Raw genomic sequence first — 5,322 nt, 5'->3', positions numbered from 1 at the left:
CCGGCTCTGGCGCAGGCCGATGTCGGTATCGCGATCGGGGCCGGCACCGACGTCGCAATCGCATCGGCCGGAGTGATCCTCGCCAGCGACGACCCGAGGTCGGTGTTGTCGGTGATCGAACTCTCGCGCGCCTCGTACCGAAAGATGAAGCAAAACCTCTGGTGGGCAGCGGGATACAACCTCATCTCGGTTCCGCTCGCGGCAGGAGTGCTCGCGCCGGTCGGGTTCGTGCTGCCGATGTCGATCGGCGCGATCCTGATGTCGCTGTCGACGATCATCGTCGCTGCGAACGCACAATTACTGCGTCGACTCGACCTCACACCCGACACCATCACCGGAGCGGTGAACGAGGGGAGTTCCAACCCTCCGTCGCAGCGCACACCGTCACTGTGAGAGCTGATCTCGTACCGGGAACGCAGCCCTGACAATTGTGGAACGTTGATGGCCGCACCTTCTCCGCCGGAGAGGATGCGGCCATCGTTGTCTATAGCGGGCCGGGTCAGCCGAGCAGCCGCTGCATGGTGTCGATTTCCTGCTGCTGGGTGGCGACGATGGTGCGGGCCATCTCCAGGGCGTCAGGATTGGAACCGTCTGCGATTTCGGTGTTGGCCATCTCGATGGCGCCGGTGTGGTGGGCGATCATCATCGTCAACCACTGGCGGTCGAATTCCGGTCCCGACGCTGCCATCAACGCGTCCATGTCCTGAGCGGTCATCATGCCGCTGCCGGAGCTGTGGTCCATCCCGCCCATGTCACCCATGTCACCCATGTCACCCCTGTCCATGTCGGGCATGGGCTGGCCCCACTCGGTGAGCCAGGTGGTCATCTGGTCCATCTCGGGCTGTTGCGCGGCGGCGATCGCCGATGCCAGCGACAGCACCTCCGGGTTGTCGGTGCGGCCGTTCGCCATGTCGGCCATCTCGACTGCTTGGGCGTGATGCGGGTACATCATCTGCGCGAACATCACGTCGGCATCGTTGAACTCTGCGGACGCGCTTGCTTGGGCCGAGGACATCGGTGCCGAGGACATCGATCCCATCGCATGGCCGTCCATCGACGAATCGGCCGCGTTGTCGCTACAGCCGACGACGAGGAACGCGCTCGCGGCGGCAGCAGCGATCGAGGCAATGACTTTGGTACGCATGAGGAAACTCCTTGCAAGAGTGGGTAGTGCAGAGAATTGGATGTCGTTCGATCCGCCGACAGACACGCGTCTGCCGGGCTCCCTGTCACACTCGCAAGGTCACCGATCTGTCCAACTCCCATAACGTCCACGGCGGCGCACGCTCAAGCGTGGAGTCGGCCCGTCCAATGATCCGGTTCACCGATGTCGGCGCCAGGTCGAGGGCTGCGCTCATCGCCGGGACCGTCAGCGCGGGCCACGACACCGTCGTGCCGACGCAGGGATGCATCATCTGGTGCCCCGACGGGCAGTCATGTTCCCCGGTCATCACCGGAACCGTGGCGTCCGTGTGGGACGGTGCTGCGAACGAGGCATGGCCGCCGCTCATCGATGTGGACATCGAGCCGGTCACGGGCATCGACATCGGTGTCACCGAATGCATCAACAGGACACCGAACACCGTCAGTGCAATCAGTAAAGCTGCCGTCGGAGCTGTGCCCCGTCGACCGTGCCGATTCACTGAGTGCATGCGGCCGATGATACCAACATATACCCCCTGGGGGTACGCCTGTCTCGTCGCGTTCGGTCGTCGAAGCATTTCGTCATGTCTTCGAGGTGTCGAGTCCGAGATCTGTTGCGCGGTTGTAGTCGTCGTCGATGAGCACCACGCTGCGATGTTCCCGGTCGAGTAGTGAGGCCGCGATCGAGGCGCGATAGCCGGAGGCGCAGTGCACCCACACTTTGCCGTCGGGAACTTCTGCGAGTCGGTGCGGCAGTTCGTGGAGGGGAATGTTGATCGCACCGGGGATGTGGCCGTCCGCGTATTCGGACTGTTGACGGGTGTCGAGCACTGCAATGTCCGAGTCCTCTGCGGCGAGTCCGGCGAAGTCGGACACTTCGTAGGACCGTACGCGCCCGTCGCTGGCGAGCGAATGAATCTCTCCGACAGCGGAGCCGGAGGGGTGGTCGATGCCGATACGTGCCAACTCCCTTGTGGCCTCGTCGATTTGATCGGATGTGTCGCCGATCAAGGTCAGCGGCGCACCCCACTGGTAGAGCCAGCCGAGGTAGGTGACGAATGTCGTCGACAGCTCGAAGCCGAGGGAACCGTCGAGATGTCCGGCAGCGAAGGCGGTGCGTGCGCGGAGGTCGACGACCCATTGTCCGTCGTCGATGCGGCGGCGTAGTTCGTCGGGGTCGACGGGTTCTGGGGTGGACAGGTCGATCGGTGCGGGGCCTTCGGTGTTGATGACGCCCATGTGGGCGTAGTACGCGGGGTAGGCCGACAGTCCTGCGATCAACTCGTCGACGTAGGTTTGTTCGTCCTGGGTCAGCGCGGGATTGGACTGTTGCTGTTCACCGATGGTCGACGAGTCGCCGCTGGTGGGGGTCGCGGAGCAGAAGCTACCGAATCCGTGGGTGGGGTAGACCTCGACGTCGGCGGGGAGTTCGGCGGCGATTCGACGGACCGAGTGGAACTGGGCATGGGTGAGCTCGTCGGTGTGTTCGGAGCCGAGTAGGTCGGTGCGGCCGGTGGATCCGTAGAGCATCGAGCCGCCGGTGAAGATCGCGATCGGTTCGTCTCCGAGTTGCAGTACGTAGCTGACGTGATGATGTGTATGGCCCGGGGTGTGCATGACCTGAAACGTCGCCGATCCCGCGTCGACGACATCGCCGTCCCCCACTGCCCGTCGCTCGAATTCGACCGGGTCACCCTCGGGCACAACGTATTCGGCTCCGGTGGCGCGTGCGAGTTCGAGGCCGCCGGTGACGTAGTCGTTGTGGATGTGGGTTTCGAGTACGTGGGTGATGGTGGCGTTCTTCTCCGCTGCCAATGCCAGGACGCGGTCGATGTCACGTTGGGGATCGATCACAACGGCGATGCCGTCGTGGCTGACCAGGTAACTGCGGTCGCCCAGGCTCGAGGTTTCGATGATGGCGATATCTGGATCGGTCGTGCTCATGGGGTACTCCTACGGTGTTGTCGGGTCGGCCTCGTTTCTGACGTGAAATGTGTCGTTCAGGCCAGTGCGAGGAAGAGTTTTTCCAGTTCCGCTTCGGTCATGGGTTCTTTGTTGTCGGCGGTCTCGCCGGTCATGCATTCGCGGAGGCCGGTGGCGACGATCTTGAAGCCGGCTTTGTCGAGGGCGCGGGACACTGCGGCGAGTTAGGTGACGACGTCTTTGCAGTCGCGTCCGTTCTCGATCATGCCGATCACTCCGGCGAGCTGGCCGTGTGCGCGGCGCAGACGGTTGAGTACCAATGCGATGCTGTCTTCGTCGCCGACCATTGCGATCTCCTGATGGTGTGAGGGTGGTAGTCGTTCCAGATTACCCCTGGGGGCATCGGGTCGGTGTGTGCGTCCGGTCATGAAAGAAAGAGTGTGTCGACAAGTACGTAGCCTGCGACGGCGAACACCAGGTAGGCGAACCACGTGCGCAGCTTGTCGGTGTCGATGCGTGTGCTCAGTCGCCCGGCGACCAGCGAGCCTGCGATCGCCGCACCGGCGAACGCGGCTGTCAGCGGCCAGTTCCCGCCGAGCCCGTCGGCCTGAGCGATCAGTCCGGCGGCGGAGTTGGCGACGATGACCACCAGCGATGTTCCGACGGCGACACTCATCTCGATTCCCAACAGCAGCACGAGTGCGGGGATGATCAGGAATCCTCCGCCGACGCCGAACAGTCCGGTGAGGACTCCGACGCCGAACCCGGTCGGGATGGACCGTGGTGCGCACCGCCGCCAGTCGATCCCGGAATTCCCTGTTTTGCAGGCAGTTCCGACATCGTCGTGGATGCCGGCGTCGATCTCGGCGGCGGAGAAGATCAGCTGTACCGGGATGCCGGGGCTCAGTTCGCTCTCGCCGATCTTGATCAAGAACTTGCCGAGTCCGGATGGGGGCTCGATCGGCTCGTCGTGTTTGCGGCGATCTCCGGTCATGGGCGGCGGCGCGGACCATCCGCTGACCATGTCGGATTCGGTGGCCGTGAACTTGACGATGCCGGCCAGGCGTTCGACTTCTTTTTCCGGGATCGGGCCGATGACCTTGACGCGGGCGCGTTCGAGGAAGCCCAGGGCTTTGTTCGCCGATCCGGTCGTCGACTGCGATTCGAGGTCGGTGATGGTGTGGGTGATCATCCACAGCGCGGTGGCGATGGCTCGGTTCAAGCGGGTGAGGGCGTTGACGCGGTCGACCATGAAGTCGCCCAGTCCCAGGACCTGCCAGAGCTCGTCCATGATGGCCTGGAAGTAGCGCTGCGGTCCCAGGCCCGCGTCGGCGAGGGCGTGTGCGGCTTCGATGGCGGCGAAGCCGTCGGACCAGCACACGAGCATCACGGCCGCTTTGAGTTTGGTGTCGCCTTCGGCGATGTGCGAGACATCGATGCAGATGGCGACGGCGTCGATGTCGATTTCGGTGGTGGTGTGTCCGTTGAACACTTCACCGAACCGTCCTTTGATCAGCCCGCGCAGTGATTGCCGGAGGCGTTTGGTCGAGCGTCGGTACTCCTCGACGGTGTCTTCGCCGGCGTCGGCGATCAGTTCGGGGTGTCCGTCGATGACGAGGGCGAGCAGGTCACCGAGTAGGGGCGGGCGATCGGGGGTGTAGCCCATCTCGCCGTAGAGCAGGTTCAGCGAGGTCGCGAGGATGGTTTCCTCGAAGTCCTGCACCTGGCCGCCGCGGGAGAGTTCGATCAGTCCCGAGACGACCTGGACCTGGCGGCCGCGGAGCTCGGCGAGCATGCGGCGCTGCAGGTCGGGGAACGCCGAGAGGGTGGGGATCACCGATCCCAGGACCCCACCGGCGAGCGGTTGATGCGTCCGTATCCGTAGCGAGATCGATCACCTGGCCTCCGACGGCTTCGATTTCCTTGCGGTAGTCGGGCTTGACGTCGGCCAGGACGAGGGTGGTGACGTTCTGTGCGATACCGCCCAGGACCACGCGTCGTACGAACGAGGACTTGCCGTAACCGTTGAGTCCGAGCACGAAGCCCACCGGTGCGGTGATCAGACCTTCGATGAACCAGTTGAGCAGGTCGAAGCAGACCGCGGCGCGGGTGAGCAGGTGTTGCCCGATCGGGGTCCCGATCAGTGGTGCTCCGGCACCGACCGACCACGGCCACAGGCCGGCAGCTTGGACGGAGGTGGCGCGGTATTCGATCTGTCGGCCGACGGTGTTGGTGCGCCCGCCCCCTGGGCCGGCG

The 5,322-nt window shown here is 64.1% G+C and carries 3 protein-coding genes and 4 pseudogenes; 1 reads left to right on the top strand and 6 read right to left on the bottom strand.

The window, feature by feature from the left end; translation table 11 throughout:
* Positions 1–393 (top strand): annotated as a pseudogene (locus RHBS_RS23965) (heavy metal translocating P-type ATPase); the annotation flags it as partial.
* Positions 394–499: 106 nt separating this feature from the next.
* Here RHBS_RS23965 and RHBS_RS23960 read toward each other — a convergent pair.
* The 6 genes and pseudogenes from RHBS_RS23960 to RHBS_RS29840 form a co-directional block, all read right to left on the bottom strand.
* The gene (locus tag RHBS_RS23960) at positions 500–1,144 is read right to left on the bottom strand and encodes a DUF305 domain-containing protein (RefSeq protein WP_008720034.1); all 645 of its coding nucleotides are present in this window, start codon (positions 1,142–1,144) and stop codon (positions 500–502) included.
* 85 nt (positions 1,145–1,229) lie between these two features.
* Positions 1,230–1,652 (bottom strand): DUF6153 family protein, encoded by a 423-nt coding sequence (locus tag RHBS_RS23955; protein WP_027494146.1) that lies wholly within the window; start codon positions 1,650–1,652, stop codon positions 1,230–1,232.
* Positions 1,653–1,725: 73 nt separating this feature from the next.
* The gene (locus RHBS_RS23950; protein WP_094639403.1) at positions 1,726–3,087 is read right to left on the bottom strand and encodes a rhodanese-like domain-containing protein; all 1,362 of its coding nucleotides are present in this window, start codon (positions 3,085–3,087) and stop codon (positions 1,726–1,728) included.
* 56 nt (positions 3,088–3,143) lie between these two features.
* Positions 3,144–3,413 (bottom strand): annotated as a pseudogene (locus tag RHBS_RS23945) (metal-sensitive transcriptional regulator).
* Positions 3,414–3,490: 77 nt separating this feature from the next.
* Positions 3,491–3,958: pseudogene (locus RHBS_RS29260) on the bottom strand (TSUP family transporter); the annotation flags it as partial.
* A 736-nt stretch (positions 3,959–4,694) separates the two neighbouring features.
* Positions 4,695–5,322: pseudogene (locus tag RHBS_RS29840) on the bottom strand (hypothetical protein); the annotation flags it as partial.

The sequence above is a fragment of the Rhodococcus sp. BS-15 genome (genome assembly GCF_000813105.1).
In the GTDB taxonomy this organism is placed as follows: domain Bacteria; phylum Actinomycetota; class Actinomycetes; order Mycobacteriales; family Mycobacteriaceae; genus Rhodococcoides.
This window is presented reverse-complemented; position numbering and strand designations above follow the sequence as displayed.